12 protein-coding genes are annotated in these 19,775 nt (G+C 65.4%); 7 read left to right on the top strand and 5 right to left on the bottom strand.

Translation table 11 applies throughout. The features are described 5' to 3' along the window. Nucleotides 1-107 precede the first annotated feature (107 nt). Nucleotides 108-1,124, top strand: coding sequence for an aminoglycoside phosphotransferase family protein (locus tag SR882_RS10845; RefSeq protein ID WP_322521242.1), 1,017 nt, complete (start codon nt 108-110; stop codon nt 1,122-1,124). Continuing rightward, nucleotides 1,117-1,821: an N-acetylmuramate alpha-1-phosphate uridylyltransferase MurU gene (murU, locus tag SR882_RS10850; RefSeq protein WP_322521243.1), complete on the top strand. Its 705-nt coding sequence runs from the start codon at nt 1,117-1,119 to the stop codon at nt 1,819-1,821. Before SR882_RS10845 ends, murU begins: the two co-directional genes overlap by 8 nt. A gap of 13 nt (nt 1,822-1,834) precedes the next feature. Here murU and SR882_RS10855 read toward each other — a convergent pair whose 3' ends face one another. Both SR882_RS10855 and SR882_RS10860 read right to left on the bottom strand, forming a co-directional pair. Continuing rightward, nucleotides 1,835-3,118: a TRAP transporter large permease gene (locus SR882_RS10855; protein WP_322521244.1), complete on the bottom strand. Its 1,284-nt coding sequence runs from the start codon at nt 3,116-3,118 to the stop codon at nt 1,835-1,837. After that, nucleotides 3,118-3,750 carry a TRAP transporter small permease gene (locus SR882_RS10860; RefSeq protein WP_322521245.1) on the bottom strand — a complete coding sequence of 211 codons (633 nt, stop codon included), beginning with the start codon at nt 3,748-3,750 and terminating at the stop codon, nt 3,118-3,120. The genes SR882_RS10855 and SR882_RS10860 overlap by 1 nt, the downstream gene beginning before the upstream one ends. A gap of 260 nt (nt 3,751-4,010) precedes the next feature. Between SR882_RS10860 and dctP the strand changes: the two genes are divergently transcribed. The 3 genes from dctP to SR882_RS10875 all read left to right on the top strand — a co-directional run bounded on the left by dctP (nt 4,011) and on the right by SR882_RS10875 (nt 8,872). Then, complete coding sequence (dctP, locus tag SR882_RS10865; protein ID WP_322521246.1) at nt 4,011-5,075, top strand: TRAP transporter substrate-binding protein DctP; 1,065 nt, start codon at nt 4,011-4,013, stop codon at nt 5,073-5,075. A gap of 187 nt (nt 5,076-5,262) precedes the next feature. Then, nucleotides 5,263-6,411: an acetate/propionate family kinase gene (locus SR882_RS10870; RefSeq protein ID WP_322521247.1), complete on the top strand. Its 1,149-nt coding sequence runs from the start codon at nt 5,263-5,265 to the stop codon at nt 6,409-6,411. A gap of 67 nt (nt 6,412-6,478) precedes the next feature. Next, the gene (locus SR882_RS10875) at nt 6,479-8,872 is read left to right on the top strand and encodes a phosphoketolase family protein (RefSeq protein WP_322522414.1); all 2,394 of its coding nucleotides are present in this window, start codon (nt 6,479-6,481) and stop codon (nt 8,870-8,872) included. Nucleotides 8,873-8,944: 72 nt separating this feature from the next. On the opposite strand, the gene SR882_RS10880 is transcribed toward SR882_RS10875, so the two are convergent. The 3 genes from SR882_RS10880 to ppx form a co-directional block, all read right to left on the bottom strand. Beyond that, a complete protein-coding gene (locus SR882_RS10880) occupies nt 8,945-9,475 on the bottom strand; it encodes a DsrE family protein (RefSeq protein ID WP_322521248.1) in 531 nt (176 codons plus the stop codon). Nucleotides 9,476-9,556: 81 nt separating this feature from the next. Next, nucleotides 9,557-9,949 carry a hypothetical protein gene (locus SR882_RS10885; protein WP_322521249.1) on the bottom strand — a complete coding sequence of 131 codons (393 nt, stop codon included), beginning with the start codon at nt 9,947-9,949 and terminating at the stop codon, nt 9,557-9,559. A gap of 12 nt (nt 9,950-9,961) precedes the next feature. Then, nucleotides 9,962-11,473, bottom strand: a complete 1,512-nt coding sequence (gene ppx, locus SR882_RS10890) for an exopolyphosphatase (protein ID WP_322521250.1) — start codon at nt 11,471-11,473, stop codon at nt 9,962-9,964. Nucleotides 11,474-11,750: 277 nt separating this feature from the next. Between ppx and SR882_RS10895 the strand changes: the two genes are divergently transcribed. Beyond that, complete coding sequence (locus SR882_RS10895; protein ID WP_322521251.1) at nt 11,751-13,409, top strand: ShlB/FhaC/HecB family hemolysin secretion/activation protein; 1,659 nt, start codon at nt 11,751-11,753, stop codon at nt 13,407-13,409. A gap of 32 nt (nt 13,410-13,441) precedes the next feature. Continuing rightward, nucleotides 13,442-19,606 carry a two-partner secretion domain-containing protein gene (locus tag SR882_RS10900; protein ID WP_322521252.1) on the top strand — a complete coding sequence of 2,055 codons (6,165 nt, stop codon included), beginning with the start codon at nt 13,442-13,444 and terminating at the stop codon, nt 19,604-19,606. Nucleotides 19,607-19,775: the final 169 nt, after the last annotated feature.

Genomic DNA, 19,775 nt, shown 5'->3' on the forward strand with positions numbered 1-19,775 from the left:
AGACCACGTTCTGCACGACGCCGTTCGCCGCCGCGAAACGCGACCAAGCCACCCTGTCCCGATTCGACAGTCCATCGACAGCCCGGAGCCACAGGAGCCGTGAGCCAATGACCGACCCCGCTGCCACCGACCCTCGCCTCGAGGCGGCCCATGCCTTTCTCCAGCGGCACGCCCCCGGCTTCGGCGCGCTGCGCTCGGCCTCGAGCGATGCCAGCAACCGGCGCTACTGGCGGGCACAGGGCCCGAACGGCGAGAGCCTGGTGGTCATGGATTCGCCGCCCGACAAGGAGCCGCTGGCGCCTTTCCTCGACGTCCAGAGTCGTCTGGAACAAGCCGGCCTGCCGGTACCGCATATCCATGCCCGCGATCGGGAGGGCGGCTTTCTGCTCCTCGACGATCTGGGCAGCGACACGCTGTTTTCCTGGCAGGCGGGGGCGGAGCCCACGGCCCGCGCGAATGCACTCGCCGAGTGCCGCGCGCAGCTGGTCACCGTGGCCCAGATCGATCGCGACGGCCTGCCGGCCTTCGACGCACCGCGGCTGATCACCGAGATGCAGCTGTTCGACGACTGGTACCGGGGCGGCCACCTGGACGTGGATTGGTCGGACGGACAGGCCGGGCGCTGGGCCGAGCTGCGTGACCGGATCGCCAGCCGACTGGCCACCATGCCGCCGGTGTTCGTCCACCGCGACTATCACAGCCGCAACCTGATGCGCGGTGAGGCGGGCTGGGCGATCATCGACTTCCAGGACGCGGTGGCCGGCCCCTTGGCCTACGACCTGGTCTCGCTGCTGCGTGATTCCTACATCGACTGGCCCACCGACCGGGTCGAGCGCGAGATCGACTCCTTCTGGCAGCAGGCGCGCGCGGCCGGCCTGACCGATGCGAGCCTTGATGAGTTCACCGAGGACTTTGCCTGGGTGGCCGTGCAACGCCATCTGAAGGTGCTCGGCATCTTCGCCCGCCTGAGTCGCCGGGATGGCAAGCACGGCTATCTCGACGATCTGCCCCTGACCTGGCGCCATCTGCAATGGGCGCTCGACCGCGCACCGGAACTCGCGCCGCTGCGCGAGCTGATCACTGGACTCGAACCGGAGAACGCCCCGGAGAACACCCATGGCTGAGTCGACCGCCATGACGACCACGGCCATGATCTTGGCCGCCGGACGCGGCGAACGGCTGCGCCCGCTGACCGACCACACCCCCAAGCCGCTGATCGAGGTGGGCGGCAAACCGCTGATCGAGCATCACCTCGAACGCCTGGCGGCCGCCGGCATCCAGCGCGTGGTGATCAACCTCGCCCATCTCGGCGAGCAGATCCGCGCTCACCTCGGTGACGGCGAGCGCTGGCAACTGGCGATCGAGTACTCGGTGGAAGGCGAGCGGGCCGAGGACGCACTCGAGACCGCCGGCGGCATTCGCCAGGCACTTGATCGACTGGGCGAACGCTTCCTGCTGGTCAACGGCGACGTGCTCGCCGACATCGATTACGCCGACCTCTTGCGTCGCGACCTGTCCGACGCGTCCCTGGCCCACCTGCTGCTGGTCGACAATCCGTCGCACAACCCATCGGGCGACTTCGCCCTGAGTGACGGACGACTGGAAATGCAAGGCGACGACCGGCTCACCTATTCCGGCATCGGCCTGTTCCAGCGCGCCCTGTTTGCCGATCTGCCGACCGGCCGCCTCGCGCTTGGCCCGGTCCTGTGTGAGGCGATCGATGCCGGCCAGGTCTCGGGTGAACACCATCGCGGCGACTGGTTGGACGTGGGAACGAAAGAACGCCTGGCCGAAGCCAGGCGTCGCATACCGCTCGATTGAGGGGCCTCTGGCGTCAGCGGAACGCCAGATCCCGGAGGAACAGCGCGATCTGCGGGAAGGAGATCAGCAACACCGTCATCGTGATCAGCATGATGATGAACGGCGGCGTGCCCCGGACGATGTCCATGTACGGTCGTCGGAACACCGCCATCGCGGTGAAGATGTCGTAGCCGAACGGCGGCGTGGCCGAGCCGATCGCCGACTGCAACACCACCAGCGTGCCCACCAGCACCGGGTCGACGCCGGAGGCATGGATGGCCGGCATGAAGATCGGGGTGAGCACGAAGATCGCCACGATCGGATCGACGAACATGCAGGCGACGAAGTAGGACACCGCGATCAGGATCAAAAGATGGGTCGGGTTGTCCGCGACGTGATCCAGGATCGGCCCGAGCACCTCGGAGGGAATCTGCGCCAGCGAGATGACCCACGAGAACGCCTGCCCCGCCCCGACGAGGATGAACACCACCGCCGTGATCAGCCCGGTCGACAGCGCAATGCCCGGCAGGTCAGACAGCTTGATCGAGCGGTAGATGATCATCTCCAGGATCACCGCGTAGAGCACCGACATCGCGGCCGCCTCGGTGGGGCTGAACAGCCCCGAGTAGATACCGCCGAGCACCACGACCGGGAAACCCATCGGCAGGATCGCCCCCTGCAACGCCTTGAGTCGGCCGGCCCAGCCGACCCGCTCCTCCGGCGGAATGCCCCAACGACGCGAGACGTACCAGCTGTAGACCGAGAACATCAGCATGATCGCCACACCGGGCCCGATGCCGGCGATGAAGAGCTCGCCCACCGACACGTTCGCGGCCACCCCATAGATAATCGCCGCGATAGAGGGCGGAATCAGCAGGGCGATATCCGAGGCATTGACCAGCAACGCCAGCGTGAAGCTGTCCTTGTAGCCGGCCTTGAGCATCTTCGGGCGCAGCGCGCTGCCGATCGCGACCACGGTGGCCTGGGTGGAGCCCGAGACCGCCCCGAACAGGGTGCAGGTCACCGCGGTGGTGATCGGCAGGCCGCCACGCCGGTGGCCAATGAATGCACGCACCAGGTCCAACAGGCGGTTGGCCGTGTGCCCCTTGGTCATGATGTCGGCGGCAAGGATGAACATCGGCACGGCCACCAGCACCGAGGGACGCACCCCGCCGATCATCTGCTGCACCAGCTGGTTGGGGCCCACGTCGGGGAAGGAGACCAGCAGCAACGCCAGCGCGCCGACGATCAGCGGCACCATCATGGGAAAGCCCATCAGGAGCAGCAGGAACATCAGGATGAACATCAAAGTCAGCATCAGCGGGCCTCCTTGCTCGGGTCGATGCTCGAATCATCCCGCTGCTCGCTTCCCTCGGCGGCATTGAGATCGGCTTCCTCGTAGACCTCGAGTTCCATGAACGAGCGATAGACCTCCTTGGAGGTCAGGTTGCGCACGGTCGTAAGCAGGTATTGCAGGCCGGCGAGGAACAGCCCGATGGGTACCAGCAGGTAGAGGATCCAGATGGGGATACCCAGCGACGGGGTGGCCTGACCGATCGAGCGCACCTGCATCTCGTAGATCACGGCGTAGTAGGCCAGGTAGAACATCACGACCGCCGAACCGGTGGTGATGACGATATTGGCCCCCTTCCGCCACGGCCCCTTGAGCTGGTCGTAGATCGCCGACATGCGGATATTGCGGCCATGGCGGGCCGCCTTGGCCACCCCGACAAAGGTGATGATGACCAGCAGGGCCTGATTGATCTCGCCGGCGAACGGCAACCCCTGCTTGAGGAGATTGTCGCCCAGCACGTTGGCGATATTGATGGCGGCCATCAACAGGATGGCGCCCGAGAGAACGATGTTCTCGATCCAGCCGATCAGCCAGTCCAGGCGGATCAGCGCTCGCCCCGGCAACGACCGGGACAGCTTTCCCTGCGCTTGCGACATTGGTTTCTCCCGGCCGGACCCACCAGGCGGCATGGTCCGGCAGACATTCTTCTTGTTGCCGCCCGGTGGCCGATAGCGGGCTTCGCCACTCATCGCGGACGGTTCGCCGTGCTCCGAATCCTCGCCGAGTGTAGTCGCGCCGCAAACCGGCTGTCCAATGGCCCCGCCGGTTCGACATGCTAAGGTCAAAGGGGTCGCGGCGCTCGGCTCCGCCCGGGTCGAGCGCTGCATGAACGATAAGCAAGAACAGGGAGAGACTGATGGAAAGCAAGCGATTCCTTCATAAGGGGGCCCTCTGGATGGGCGCCGTGGCGATGGCCGCCGGCCTGACCCTGACCGGTTGCGGCCAGTCCGACGACGGCGCCAAAACCGGCGAGGGCGAACAGGTCTGGCGCTTCGCCCTGGAAGAGACCAAGGGCGGCGTGCAGTGGCAGTACGCCAAGAAGTTCAAGGAGGAGATCGAGGCCGCGCACGACAACGTCGAGGTCAAGATCTACCCCTACGGCACGTTGGGCAGCTCGCAGGACATCACCCAGCAGATCCAGAACAACACCATGCAGTTCGCCTTCGCCTCGGCGGGCCACGTCGGCTCGACTATCCCCGAGGCGCAGGTCTTCACCCTGCACTTCCTGTTCTCGCAGGACGATTCGGTCAACCAGGACATCTTCGCCTCCAACGAAGTCGTCCATGAGGAACTGGGCGCCGCCTACAGCGAAAAAGGCCTCGAGCTGCTGTCGATCGTTCCCGAGGGCTGGATGGTATGGAGCGCCAACAAGGCGATCCAGAAGCCGGAAGACTTCGAGGGCGTCAAGATCCGGGTCAAGCCGTCCGACCTGCTGCTGGCCACCTATGAAGGATACGGCGCCAACCCGAAGCCGATGGCCTACTCCGAGATCTACGGCGGCCTGCAGCGTGGCCAGATCGACGCGCAGACCCAGCCGATGTTCGCCATCCGCGACATGAGCTTCTTCGAGGTTCAGGACTACCTGATCCAGGCGCGTAATGCGCAGTTCGTGTCCACCGTGATCAGCAGCCCGGGCTTCCTCGAGGGCCTGCCGGAAGACATGCAGGCAAGCGTCCAGGAGACCATCAAGGAGCTCGACCCGTACATCTGGGACGTGCAGAAGACGCTCAACCAGGAAGCGGCCGAGGAGATCAAGTCCAAGAGCGACATCGAGTTCATCGAGCTGACGCCTGAACAGGTCGAAACCTTCCGCGAGAGCGTCGAGCCGGTATTCGACCAGTACGTCGAGATGGCCGGTCCGCGCGGCGAGAAGATCCTCAACGCCATCCAGGATGCCGTGGCCAAAGGGAACGACGGGTAACGACTCGCCGGTCCCGAGCCGCTCGGCTCATGACCCAAAGGCGCGCCCTCCGGCGCGCCTTTTTTGTTTCAGGCGGCCATGGATCGAGCACAACCTGCTGACAAACCCGGACTTTTCCGACTAGGATTGAGTGCCCCCCCATTATCCGGGGGCCGTTGCACACACGCTCATGCAGAGGACCGGATCGATGGCAACAGACGGGCCGGACGAGACGCGCTGGCTGGCAATCAATGCCGGCTCGTCCTCGCTCAAGCTGGCGATCTTCGATGCGGCCGGCCACCGGACACACGCGGTCACGGCCGAAGACCTTGGCGACGTCGGCGGCGACCTCGGCGAGGCGCATTCACACGCGCTCGACGAGTTGCTCACCGCCCTGCCACCGGCTGAGGCCGGGCCGTTCCGGGGCATCGCGCATCGCGTCGTGCACGGCGGCGATCGTTTCGACACCGCCACGCAAATCGACCAGGCGGTGATCGACGCACTGCACGAGATCGAGCCGCTCGCGCCGCTGCACAACCCGCTTGCGGCAGCCTGCATCGAGGCGGCGCGTCGCCACTTTCCCGACACGCCCCATTTCGCCTTGTTCGACACGGCCTTTCACCGGGATCTGCCACCGGAATCGCGCGACTACGCCCTGCCCGCCTGGTGCCGCGATCGGCTGGGCATCCGCCGCTATGGCTTTCACGGCCTTTCGGCCGCCAATGCCTTGCGCCGCATCGCCGAGGCGACCGGTCACCCGCCGGCTCGACTCAACCTGATCGTGCTGCACCTGGGCAACGGGGCGAGCGTCACGGCCATTCGCGGCGGGCACAGCGTGGCCACCTCGATGGGCATGACCCCGCTGGAGGGCCTGGTCATGGGCACCCGGGCCGGCGATATCGACCCGGCGATTCCCGGGGTGCTCGAACGGCGCGGCGGTCTCTCGAGCGACGAGGTCGACCACCTGCTCAATCACGAATCCGGCCTGCTGGGGCTGTGCGGCACGCGCGACATGCGCGAGATCCACGATGCGATCGACCGGGGCAGCGAACAGGCAAGCACCGCCCTGGCGATGTACATCCATCGCATTCGCCATTACCTCGGCGGCTATCTGGTCAACCTGGGGCGGCTGGATGCCCTGGTATTCACCGGCGGCATCGGCGAGCACGACGTCGTGGTGCGCGAATCGGTCTGCGAAGGCCTCGGGGTGATGGGGCTGGCACTCGATCCGGCCGCCAATCGCCAAGATGACACCGGGGTGCGTGCCCTGCACCAGCCACACAGCCCCAGCAGCATCTGGGTGGTGCCTGCCGACGAGGAATGGGAAATGATTCGCCAGATACAAGAGATTAGCTAAGGCCCGGCTGACATCCGTTCGACATCTCCCGCTGCTCTGATGCGGGAGTGAGCATCCCCCTCGAACGATCCCGGAGAACAAGGCCATGCAGCAAAACGACATCAAGGCGATCGACGGTTTCTGGCGCGCGGCCAACTACCTGTCCGTGGGGCAGATCTACCTGCTGAACAACCCACTCCTGCGCGAGCCGCTGGCACCGGCGGACATCAAGCCGCGCCTGCTGGGCCATTGGGGCACCACCCCGGGGCTCAATTTCATCTACGCGCACATGAACCACCAGATCGCGGCTCGCGATCTCGACGCGATCTACCTCACCGGCCCTGGCCACGGTGGGCCGGGGCTGGTGGCCAGCGCTTGGCTCGACGGCACCTACTCCGAGGTTTACCCCGACGTCAGCCGCGACGAAGCGGGCATGCAGCGCCTGTTCAAGCAGTTCTCCTTCCCCGGCGGCATTCCCTCGCACGTCGCCCCCGAGACACCCGGCTCGATCCACGAGGGCGGCGAGTTGGGCTACGTGCTCTCGCATGCCTTCGGCGCGGCCTTCGACAATCCGGATCTGGTCGCCTGCGCGGTGGTGGGCGACGGCGAGGCCGAAACCGGCCCGCTGGCCACCTCCTGGCACTCGAACAAGTTTCTCGACCCGGCACATGATGGCGCCGTGCTGCCGATCCTGCACCTGAACGGGTACAAGATCGCCAACCCCACGGTGCTGGCGCGCATCCCGGAGGAGGAGCTCGAGGCGCTGCTGCGTGGCTACGGCTACCAGCCCCACTTCGTCACTGGCGACGACCCCGAGCGGATGCACCCGGCGATGGTGGAAACGCTCGATCGAGTCCTCGACGAGATCGACGCGATCCAGCAGCGGGCTCGGCACGATGGCGACACAACGCGCCCGCGCTGGCCGATGATCGTGCTGCGTACACCCAAGGGCTGGACCGGCCCGGAGGAGGTGGACGGCAAGCCGGTCGAGGGCACCTGGCGCTCCCACCAGGTCCCGATGAAGGACGTCCGGGAACACGCGGCCTATCTCGAGATCCTCGAATCCTGGATGAAGAGCTACCGCCCCGAGGAGCTGTTCGACGAGCAAGGCCAACCGTTCGACTGGCTCACCACCCGCACCCCGACCGGCGCTCGTCGCCTGTCCGCCAACCCGCATGCCAACGGCGGGTTGCTGTGCCGGCCGCTCGACCTGCCCGACTTCCGCGATTACGCGATTCCGGTCGAGGCCCCTGGCCAGACCAAGGCCGAATCCACCCGCGCCATGGGACGGTTCCTGCGCGACGTGATCGAACGCAGCCACGAGTTGCGCAACTTCCGCCTGTTCGGTCCGGATGAGACCGCTTCCAACCGACTCGATGATGTCTTCGCCGTTACCGACCGGGCCTGGAACGCCGAGACCCTACCCACCGACGAGCACCTTGCCCGCGGCGGGCGGGTCATGGAAATCCTCTCGGAACACACCTGCCAGGGCTGGTTGGAGGGCTACCTGCTGACCGGCCGCCACGGCCTGTTCGCCTGCTACGAGGCCTTCATCCACATCATCGACTCGATGTTCAACCAGCACGCCAAGTGGCTGGACACCAGTCAGGATATCCCGTGGCGCGCCCCGATCCCGTCGCTCAACTATCTCTTGACCAGCCACGTCTGGCGCCAGGACCACAACGGCTTCTCGCATCAGGACCCCGGCTTCATCGATCTCGTGGTCAACAAGAAGGCGAGCGTGGTCCGTGTCTACTTCCCACCCGATGCAAACTGCCTGCTGTCGGTGACCGACCACTGCCTGAAAAGCCGCGATTACATCAACGTGATCGTCGCCGGCAAACAGCCCCAACCCCAATACCTCGACATGGACGCCGCCATCAAGCACTGCACCGCCGGCGTGTCGATCTGGGAATGGGCCAGCAGCGACGACGGCCTGGAGCCCGACGTGGTGATGACCTGCGCCGGCGACGTGCCCACCGAGGAAGTCCTCGCCGCCACCGACTTGCTGCGCCGCCACCTGCCCGAACTGCGCGTGCGGGTGGTCAACGTGGTCGACCTGATGAAACTCCAGCCCGAGAACGAGCACCCGCACGGTCTGTCGGACAGCGCCTTCGACTCGATCTTCACCCTCGACCGGCCGGTGGTCTTCGCCTATCACGGCTACCCGTGGCTGATCCATCGCCTGACCTATCGACGCACCAACCACCACAACCTGCACGTGCGCGGCTACAAGGAAGAAGGCACGACCACCACCCCGTTCGACATGGCGGTAAAGAACCAGATCGACCGGTACCACCTGGTCATCGACGTGATCGAACGCGTCCCCGGCCTGAAGGTGCGCGGCGCCCACCTGCGCCAGCAAATGGAACAGCGCCTGATCGAGCATGAGCAGTACATCCGCGAACACGGCGAGGACATGCCGGAGATCCGCGACTGGCGCTGGCCGTCACTACCCGGCAACGTCACGAGCGACGCCTGAGCCGGAAACCCGGAAACAGAGAAGCCCCGGCTGGAGCGGGGCTTCCGAGGTCCGCATGGGCAAGCGGTTCGCCTACTGAATCTTCAGGTACGCATAACCTTGGCGCTGCAGGTCCGCGATCTTGGCCACGCCCGAGTTGACCAGCCCGATACCCTCGTAGAGCTTGTCCTTGGACAGGTTGATCTCCTGACGAGTGAAATCGCAGAGATGCACCTTGACGTTGCGGATCTCGATCAGCGTCTGCAGTCGACCCTTGAGTTCGTCGCGGCGCTCGTTCAGCGCCTCGTCGGCCGCGTAGGGCGTGCCCTCAAGCGGATCGTCGGTGGCAAAACGGATGCCGTAGCCGACCAGCACCAGATGCACGTCCCAGGGCAACAGCGTCTGCTCGGCATCGTTGATCAGGTTGTTGATCGAGGTGAGCGTGGCCGAGTAACGAGTGGGATCGGCAAAATCGACGTGGTAGACCACGCGCTGGGCATCGTCCTGCGCGACCGCCGGCATCGACAAGGCCAGCGCCAGGGCGGCCATCGGCATGGCGATCAGTCGGGAGGCCCGGCGGGCCAGCGTGGCGGCGTGTTGCAGAAAAGAGGCGATTGCGGTCATTCCCTTGCTCCCTGTTGCGAGGTGGACAGGGAGCATAGCCGATCAACGCCGTCCGGCGTGGGTCCGGGAATCAGCCAAGGGTCAACGTGGCACGCTGCGGCGGTCCGGGTATTGGCGCTGGGTGTGTACCGCCAGGGCGTTGGCGAGATTGACGTCCGGGTTCTCGGCGCAGAAGTCGAGCACCGCCGCCCGGGCAGCGCTGGCCGGCTCTCCCGCCTGGATATCGTAGGTATTGCGGAGAATCACGTTGCTCGCGGTCAGGTACCCCGCGATGAAGCCATCAAGCCGTCCCTGGCTGCCCGGATGATTTCCCTCGGCGACTGCCACGGCATCCGCGCAGGACCAGTTGCCCGGGCCGAAGGCGACAAAACGTCCCTCGACACTCTTCGCGGCCACAAGCGTCGGCATCGCGACCAGGACCGCGGTGATGATCGAGACGATGCCCGCCGGGCGAAAGCGATCGAAGAGTGACATGGTTCGCTCCGCTCAGCCGAACTGCAGGTCGAAACCGCAGTTGGCGATGTAGGCCTGTTCGCGCTCGAGATCGGCCACCGTCAACGGGTGATCGTCCAGCCAACCCGTGGCGAATGTCAGGCCAAGCCGATCGCCCTGGGCATCGAGCTCGATCTGCGACGGAGCGATGCCCTCGCCCCGATCACGATGGAACAGCACCGCCAGCCGCAGGATGACGGCCAGCCGCATAACCAGCGGACGCATGTCCTCGTCGAGCGACTCGAAGCGCGCCGGCTTGAACTTGCGTCGATGGGCATGCACCAGCGAGGCGACTCCGGCCTGTGCCGTACGGGTCAGTCCGGGCATGTCCGCATGCTCCAGCACGTAGGCGCCGTGATGGTGGTAGCCCGAATGGGAAATGGCCAGGCCCACCTCGTGAACGCGCGCGGCGACGTCCAGCCAGGTGGCCAGCGGCAGCGCCTCGCTGGCCTCGTCGCTGGTCGCCCCCCAATTCGCCTCGACCTGCCGCCACAATGCCGCGGTGGTCGCCGCCACCCGCTCGGCGTGCGTCGCATCGACATTGAACATGCGCTGCAGCCGCCCGACGGTCAGGTCGCGCACGTCGTCGAAGTCCTGACGCTCGACCCAGTCGTAGATCAGCCCCTCGCGCAGCGCGCCATCCGAGATCGCCATGCGCTCGATGCCCAGCGCCTCGAACACCGCACGCATCGCCACCAGCCCGCCGACGAACACCGGCTTGCGATCGTCGGAAAGCCCGTCGAGGGAGAGCTTGTCGAGACTGCCGGCCTTGAGCACCGTCTTGCGAATCGCGTCCAGACTCGCCAGCGTCAGGCTGCCATCGCCCCAGCCATTCGCCTCGGCCACCGTCGCCAGCGAACGTGCCGTGCCGCTACTGCCCACCGCGCGCGCCCAGCCCATCTCGCGGTAGGCGCGCTGGTAGCTCATCAGCTCCAGCTCGGCCCGGCGTTCGGCCTTGAGCATGCGGCTCTTGTCGTACTTGTCATCGCTGAAATGATCGTTGGTCAGGCGCACGCAGCCCAGCGGCGCGCTCTCCATGCGCACCGGCTCGAAGCCTTCGCCGATGATCAGCTCGGTCGACCCGCCACCGATATCGACTACCAGCCGCCGACCGTCGGCCGGCACGTCGCTGTGGGCCACGCCCAGATAAACCAACCGCGCCTCCTCGCGCCCGCCGATGATCTCGATCGGATGGCCGATGGCCCGCTGCGCGCGGCGAATGAAGGTCGAGCCATTCTTCGCCGCGCGCAGGGTGTTGGTGCCCACGATCCGCACTCGTCCCCGCTGCATGCCCGACAGGCGCTGGCCGAACCGCCGCAGGCAATCCAGGCCGCGCTCGATCGCCGCCTGCGAGAGATAGCCATGCTCGTCCAGCCCGCCGGCCAGTCGCACCATCTCCTTCATCCGGTCGATGACCTGCAACTGCCCCGCCTCGACCCGGGCGACCAGCATGTGGAAACTGTTGGACCCCAGGTCCACCGAGGCGATGACTTCTCCGTCCTGCATGGGCTTTGAATCTCGGCTGAATGCTGCCTCGAGCGAGTTCAAGGCAAGGTGTCTGGATGGGAGGACCGCGACGCGGCGGCGAGCACTCGCATTATGTCCATTTTGCCGGTGACCAGAAACCCTGTCGCGCATGACCAGACGAATCTTGCGAGCGCCCAGCGGATCGTTTAGCGTACAAGCACAAACTGATATACACCCATCAATCTCAAGGACGAGAGACGTGGCACCTCCCCGATGTCGCCCAGGCGGCTTCGGCCAGCGCACGGCATGGATCGCCATGTCGCTGGCCGCAGCGCTTGCGCCACCTGCCGCTGCGCAGGCAACCAAACCGACCGACGAGTCGCTCCGCCAGCTCGAGCGCCAGCAAGAGCTGCGCGAGCGCATCGAATCGTCACCCGACGTCCGCCTGCCACGTCCGTCGCGCCCCTCTTTCAAACTTCCCGCCCACGAGACACCCTGTGTCGAGATCGACCGGATCCGACTGACCGGGGATGGACGACCGCGATTCGCGCGCGCCCTCGACCGGGCCCTCGGGCAGCTCGACTGGCAGGAAGGACGCTGTCTGGGGAAGCGCGGGATTCAGGCCATCCTGCGCGAAACCCAGCAGCAACTGATCGACCTCGGCTTGATCACCACCCGCGTAAGCGCACCGCCCCAGGATCTCGACACGGGCGAGCTGCTGCTCTCGATTCTGCCCGGCCGGATCGGCGCCATCCGGGCCAGCGCCACCTCGGATGAGCGCGCCCGCCCCTATCCCGCCTTTGCCAGACGCCCGGGCGACCTGCTCGACCTGCGCGATCTCGAGCAGGGGCTGGAAAATCTCGAGCGCCTGCCCAGCGTCACCGCCGACATCGCCATCCAGCCCGGTGCAGCGCCCGGGGAAAGCGACGTGGTGGTCGACTGGCAACAGGCATTCCCGTTGCGGCTCTCGCTGTCGGTCGACGATTCCGGCAGCCGCGAGACGGGGCGTTTTCTCGGCACCGCGACCGTCTCCGGCGATCACCTGTTCGGCCTCAACGGGCTGCTCTATGCCAGCCTCACCCGCAAACTCGGGCTCGACGAAGGCGAACGTCCCGGGCACACCGAGTCGTACACGCTGCACTACTCCGCGCCGTTCGGTTACTGGCGGTTCGGCGCCACGGCCAGCCGGTTCGAGTATTACCAGACGATCGCCGGCCTCGACCGCGACTACCGCTACAGCGGGCGGGGCGAGCGGCGTGAGCTGGAAGTCTCACGGGTCGTGCATCGCAGCGATGTCGGTCGCACGCGCCTGACGGCAACCGCCTGGCTGCAGACCTACGCCAACGCGATCGACGAGACCCGTATTACCGTCCAGGACCGCCGCATGGCCGGCTACACGGCCGGCATCGACCATCGACACTTTCTTGGCCGGGCCACGCTCGACCTCTCGTTGAGCCACCGCTGGGGCACCGGCATGCTCGGCGCCAAGCCCGCCCCGGAAGAGGCCTTCGGCGAGGGCACCGCCCGCCCACGCATCACCTCGTTCCACGCCCGCCTCGACGCCCCGTTCGCCCTGGGCGAACAGCGCTTGCGCTATCGCGGCCAGATACGTGGCCAGTTCAATCACACCCGGCTGATCCCGCAGGATCGCTTCGCCATCGGCAGCCGCCATTCCGTGCGCGGCTTCGGCGGCGAGCTGCTGCTCAGTGGTGAGCGTGGGGCGTACTGGCGCAACGAGTTGCATCTCGTTCTGCCCGGTCCGCTGCATCCGTATCTCGCGCTGGATGCCGGGCGCGTCGATGGCCCGTCGACCGACGCCCTACCCGGTCACCACCTGGTCGGGGCGGCATTCGGCCTGCAGTGGCGCTGGAAGAACACCTGGGTCGATGCCTGGGCGGCACGGGCCATGGATCGGCCCGCCGCCTACCCGGACCCGGGCCTGCAGGCCGGTTTCCACGCCGGCATCCATTTCTGACCTCGAATGCCAGTGCACGACAAGGACACGTCATGACACCTACTTATCGAATCCACTCTCGGCCAGCGTTGACGGCATTGATTGCCGCAGCGCTGGCCACCCCGCCGCTTGCCGCGAGCGAAATCCGCTCGCACCCGGACGCCCACGGCGAGAACCGGCCCAGCATCCACCAGTCCGGCAACGGCACGCCTGTCGTGGATATCACCACGCCGGGCGCCGACGGCGTCTCGCACAACGTCTACCAACAACTGGACGTGAACGAACGTGGCGTGGTGTTCAACAATGGCCGAACGACCAGCGCAACGAACCTCGCCGGGCAGATCGGCGCCAATCCGGCGCTCGCTGGCGGCACGGCCGACCTGATCCTCAACGAGGTGCGCAGCGCCTCGCCCAGCCAGCTCGCCGGCTACCTGGAAATCGGTGGTGACCCGGCCGACCTGGTGGTCGCCAATCCCGCCGGCATCACCTGCGACGGCTGTGGCTTCATCAACGCCGAGCGCGCCATGCTGACCACCGGTCGCCCGACCTTCGAGGACGACCGGTGGACCGGGCTGGATGTCCGTGATGGGCGCATCCGCATCGAGGGCGACGGCCTGGATGCCAGCCGCACCGCCGAGGCCGACTTGCTCGCTCGCGCCGTCGAGATCAACGCCGGCATCTGGGCCGACCGACTCGACATCACCACCGGCACCGGCCAGTTCGACCGCGCCGGGCAGCGGGCGAATTCAGCCGCGCCCGGCACATCGCCACCCGAGTGGGGCATCGACACCGCGCAGCTCGGCGGCATGTATGCCAACAAGATCCGTCTGGTCGCCAACGAGCACGGCGTGGGCGTTCGAAATGCCGGCACCATCGCCGCCGGCGCGGCTGGCCTGACAATCACCGCGGACGGCAAGCTGATCAACGCCGGCACCACCGCCTCGGCGAGCAATGCGTCGATGCAGGGCACGTCGATGATCAACACCGGCGAGGTGCATGCCGAGCACGCCCTGGCACTCGAGCTCGAAGGAACATTGGACAATCGCGCCGGCCAGATCATCGGCCGGGGCGACTCCAGCATCGAGGCGGCAGGCATCGACAATCGCCACGGCGAAATACTGGCCGAGGACAAACTGACACTAACGGCCGACGGCTCGCTCCAAAACGGGGCCGGGCTCGTCTACGGCGCCCGCCGGCTGAGCGTGGTCACGCCCTCACTGACCGGCGAGGGGCGCCTACTCTCGGCAGGCGAACTCGCGACCACGATCGATGGCGACTACCTCCACCAAGGGGAAATGGCCGCCGGCGAGCGCCTCTCGCTGACCGTCGCCGGCTCCCTGGACAACACCGGTCACCTGACCTCGGCCGACGAGTCCGACATCTCGGCCAGTGCAATCCGCAACCGGACCGATGGCGAGATCACCGCCGGCCAACTCGACTTGGCGGCAAACGGGCACCTCGACAATGCCGGCCTGATCGACGGCGGTGACATCCACCTGGTCAGCGCGACCCTCGACAACCAACCCGTCGGACGACTCTACGGCGGCCTGCTTTCCGTCACGGCCGACCGGCTTCGCAACCTCGGCGACGATGCCAGTGCGGCCACCATAGCCGCGCGCGACGCGCTGCACCTGGCCGTGGACAACATGGAGAATCGCGATCAGGCACTGATCTTGAGTGGCGGCAACATGCGGATCGAGGGCCGTGCCGGCACCTCGGCCGACCACCTTCTCAACCAGGGCGCGAGCATCGAGGCATTGGGAGACCTGTTCGTTGCCGCCAAGCGGATCGACAACCTCAACGCCGGACTGGTCACCGCCCAGGTCGACGAGCCGCCCGTCCAGGAATCCTGGATCCAGTTGCGCGGCAGCCAGCGCACCTTCGATACGGCCGACTGCAGCAGCCTCTACCACGAGAACGTCTGGTGCAGCGGCTACTCGCACGAGATCTCGGATTTCACCTGGTTCCAAACCACGGCGGTTACCTCACACACAGAGGTCATCGAAAGCCACCCCGCCACGCTGCAGGCTGGCGGCGACATGACGATCGACGGCGGCACGCTGGTCAATGCCGACAGTCAAATCATTGCCGGCAACGCTCTCGAGGCCCGTCTCGACACCCTCGAAAACCGCGCCACACAGGGACAGGACATCACCCGCCGCGAGGGCACGGCGCGATTCACCACCGTGGAATCCTGCGGCTTCACGGGCTCGGATCACTGCCGCGAATGGCACGGCACCAGCCCCTACCGGCCGGCACCGGAATACGGCACACCCTACGACCTGCCGACCGTCACCTACACCGAGCTGGCTGGCGCCAATCCATCGGCACCAACGATCCCCGACGCCCCGGGCCACTCCGCGTCGAGCATGCCCTCGCTGCCGAATGCCAGCCTGTTTCGCATCCGGCCCGACAACCCCAACACGCCACTGATCGAGACCGACCCGCGCTTTGCCAGCTACCGGCACTGGTACGGCTCCGAGGCCATGCTCGAGGCCCTGGCCCGCGACCCGGCCTACACCCAGAAGCGTCTCGGCGATGGCTTCTATGAACAATCCCTCGTCCGCCAGCAGATCATCGAACAGACCGGGGGACGATACCTCGCCGGCTTTTCCGACGACGAGGCCCAGTTCCGCGCCCTGATCGACGCCGGCGCCACCCTGGGGCGCGACCTGTCGCTCTCCCCGGGCGTACGATTGAGCGCCGAACAACTCGACCAGCTCACCACCGACATCGTCTGGCTCGAAGAGCAAAATATCGATGTAGCCGGCGAGACGCAGCGCGTGCTCGTCCCTCGACTGCATCTCGCCGAGGGGCCAACCCAGCGGGCGGGCAGCTCGGGCGGCATTGCCGCAAAAAATGTCACTCTCGCCGTGGGTGACACCGCCACCAACGGCGGCCACCTCGCGGCCACCGACTCCCTCACCCTGTCCGCCGAGCGCATCGAAAACCTCGGCGTCACCATCGAGGCCGGCCGCACCCAGCTGACCGCGGGCACCGACTTCCACCAGCGCGGCGGCGAGATCCGAGGCTATGAGACTCTCACCCTCACAGCCGGTCGGGACGTCACCGTCGCCGCCGACACGCGCCGTGGCGAAAACCGCATCGGCGCCAGTCACTTCTCCCGGGATCAGGTCGTCGACCCCGGCGGACTCGCCGTCACCGGCGACGGCGAGATGACCATCAGCGCGGGACGCGACCTCACACTGCAGGCTACCGAGATCACGCATACTGGCAACGGCGCCACCCGCCTTGCCGCCGGGCGAGACCTGCAACTGCAAACCACCAACGTGGGTCAGGGCGAGCAGATCACCTGGGACGCGGACAACCGACTCGTCCAGGGCAGTCGCCGCGACGTCGGCACCACCATCGACACCCAGGGCGACATCGACCTTCTCGCCGGCCGGGATGTCGCGATCCGTGCCGGCGAAATCGACAGCCGGTCGGGGCAGGTCGCGCTGACCGCCGAGAACGATATCCGGTTGCTGGCTGGCCGCGCGACCAGCCATTGGGAAGAGGCGCATCGCATTGAGAGTGGCGGTTTGCTGTCCGGAAAGGTCAGCACCCGCATCGACTCGACAACCACCGACCGGAGCAACGCGACCTCGCTCGGCGGTGAGCGTGTCAACGTGGCGGCAGGCCGCGATGTGACTGTCACGGGCAGCCAGGTGATATCCGACCGGGGCACACGCCTCGAGGCCGGTCGTGACATTGCACTGCTTGCCGATCGGGACGAGCAGACGCGCCACCATTTCGACGAGAAGACCCGCTCAGGCCTGTTTTCCAATGGAGGCCTGTCGGTCACTTACGGCACCCAACGCCTCACCCGCGAAGACGAGTTCGGCCGGACAAGCACAGCCCCCACTCACGTGGCCAGCATCGATGGTGATGTCGAGCTCCGCGCCGGGGACACCTTCCGCCAGGTAGGAAGCGACATGCTCGCGCCGGGTGGCGATATCAACATTCAGGCCGGTCGGGTCGAGATTATCGAGGCCCGCGACGCCTCCTCAAGCCAGCAACGACGCGAGATGGAACAGAGCGGGCTGACCCTGGCCCTGACCAGCCCCGTGATCGAGACTGGCACTCGCTTGCAAGAACTCGCCCGCGCCACCGAGGACACCGACGACAGCCGCATGAAACGCCTCGCCATCGCCAGCGCGGGACTGGCCGGTTTCGACACGTACAACCAGGTCAAGACGGGGTTCGGCATGGAGGATGCGAGCGCGGCCGAGCGAGCCGGCGGGGTGGGCATCAACATCAGCGTCGGGGCAAGTGAAAGCCGCCAAACCGCCGAGCATCAGGCCGACATGGCTCGTGGATCGCGCATCTCCGCCAATGGCGACATCCGAATTCGCGCCGCCGGTCAGGGAGATGACAGCGACATCCTCGTGCGCGGCAGTGACATTCACGCCGCTGCCAACGCGACCTTGGCCGCGGATGACGAAATCGACCTGCTGGCCACTGAATCAAGACGCAAGGAGAGCAGCCAGAACGACAGCCAGTCGGCCAGCGTCGGTGTAGGGATCAATTTCGGCGGCGATAGCGTCGGCTTTTCGATCACCGCCTCCGCCGCCCGCGGGGAAGGCGAGACACAAGCCCACGAGCTCGTTCACCAGCTCAGCCGAATCAGCGCAGGTAAGACCGCCAGCCTGCAATCCGGGGGCGACACCTCGCTAGTCGGCGCGGTGGTAAGCGGTGATGCTGTCAAGGCGCGCGTTGGTGGCGATCTGCACATCGAAAGCGTGCAAGATCGGATGACTTACCGGTCGGAACAACAAAATGAAAGCGTTGGCGTAAGCATCCCCATTACCGGCGCCAGCTTCGCGGCCTCCTACTCGAGCGACAAATCCGAAGCAACGGGCGACTATCGCTCGGTCATCGAGCAGAGCGCGATTCACGCAGGCCGGGGCGGATTCGAACTCACGGTGGACGGCAACACCGATCTCGTCGGCAGCGTGATTACCAGCGATGCCGACCCGAGTCACAACCAATTGATGACCGGCACGCTGACCACGAGCGGTCTGAAAAACACCTCGTCCGCCAGCGCCGAAGCCAGTGGCATCTCGCTATCCAGTGACATGATGACGCAGGGCAGGTATGGAGTAGCACAAGGTCTGCTGGCAAACACCGCGCTGGATGCAGATCGCGACCGCAGCTCTAACGGCGTTAGCCGCTCAGCTATCGCGGAAGGCGACATCGTTATCACCGCCGACCAGGTACAAACGGAACACAGCGGCATGACGGCAAACCAAACCATCGCCGCACTACGGCGAGACACGAACAGCACCCATGCTGCCACGAAGCCGATAGATATCGAGGCGATGCATGAAGCAACTAAAGCCGATCGGCAGATCAAGACACTCGCCTCACAGCTGACCATCACGGCGGTCGGCGACCGGGTGTATGCCTCCGACGCTGCCAAAAAGAAAGCGGTACTCGAGAAAACGTGTGACAACTCATCTGGTCGTTGTGAGGAAGTGATCTTGGACTTCAAAGATCATGACTTCTCACATGATGGTTCTGGAAACATTTACCTCTTCAACCATGGGATATTCAACAGCAAGGAAGAAGCGCTGCGAAATGCCGTCAAACAGCATGGCGAGGACGTCCTCGAGACCGGCATTTACACGGTAATGAACCCCGAGACGGACCATGCCCTGTCCGAAGCCGTTTACGCATCACTCGACAAAATACGCGCCTTCACCGGTTGGACCTGGTTATTTGGCGCAAGCAACTCTGCCCACAACAATGTGGACATCCGTGAAGCGGTGGCCCGACACAATGAAAGAGCTACCAAAACAGGCGGACAACAACTCCACATCAAGGAAGTCGGCCATAGCCGGGGCACCCTGACGTCCAGCATTGCCACGCGATTACAGGAAGCTGCCGGAGAAACCCACACGCCCGTTAGCAGTGTGCTTTTCAATGGAGCCGCCGCCAATGCCGAACGAATGGCAGATCGGATCAGAAACGTTACTGATGGAAAGGGAGAGGTCATGCAAAATACTCACTTGAACGACTACGTTGGAATAATTTTCGGAGGAAACTCTACTACCGGTGGCATCGAGACCTTGTTTGGGAATGCACACCGCGCTTACTTTAAAGACATTCCTCCTCGCCGCCTATCCAACGGGGAAAGGAACCCAGCACACCAGCTGTTCCTTGAGACTTGGGGAAGCAGCCAGCCCATCGATCCGATCAAAGTCAAGCCAGAATAACGAAGATCGCCAACATGAATAAATTTTCTAAATTCACAACACTCTCCCTTATCACAGCTTTTTCCACGGGCTGTGTAATAACCTACATGGACAAACCGTGGCCACAAAACAGCCAGCTTTTCACGAAAGACGGAAAAGACATAAATGCGACAAAACAAAAGCTCTCAGA

Source organism: Guyparkeria halophila (genome assembly GCF_034479635.1).
GTDB classification, from domain to species: Bacteria; Pseudomonadota; Gammaproteobacteria; order Halothiobacillales; family Halothiobacillaceae; genus Guyparkeria; species Guyparkeria halophila.